Here is a 431-nt window from a genome sequence, read left to right as displayed (position 1 = left end):
CTATTAATATTGATTGGCATCCACAAGGTGATGATTACATTGATGATGACGAACATTTCACTTCAATTACCATTAATGGCATTCCAACGGATGTAGTCGCGGTGGTCAATGGTGATGTTACGGTCGATTCCAGCACGGCCGGCACCCTAGTCATTACACCGAAAGACACCTCACAGACACCGGAGCAATTTACTCAGATTGCTTTGGCGAACAACTTTATCCAAATGACACCACCAGAAAACTCAAGTGTCGACTTTACGCTGACAACCGTCGTTGAGATGGAGGAGAGAGATTTCGAGTACACCGATGATGCGATTGTTGGTGAGGGCGGCCGAGTAGTTGCTAATCCAGCAATTACAGGCACCATCACAGTACAAGTTGTGCCTGTTGTGGAACCTAAAGATCCAGATGGAGATGGAGTTGACGATAAC

The 431-nt window shown here is 46.2% G+C and carries 1 protein-coding gene; it reads left to right on the top strand.

The features are described 5' to 3' along the window. The coding region (locus tag AB4486_RS28405; protein ID WP_372120177.1) for a hypothetical protein at nucleotides 1–431 on the top strand (431 nt) is incomplete at both ends.

This window comes from Vibrio sp. 10N.222.55.C6 (assembly GCF_041473395.1).
Taxonomy (GTDB): Bacteria; Pseudomonadota; Gammaproteobacteria; order Enterobacterales; family Vibrionaceae; genus Vibrio; species Vibrio crassostreae_C.
The sequence above is the reverse complement of the archived record's forward strand: the minus strand, read 5'-3'. Positions and strand labels throughout refer to the sequence as shown.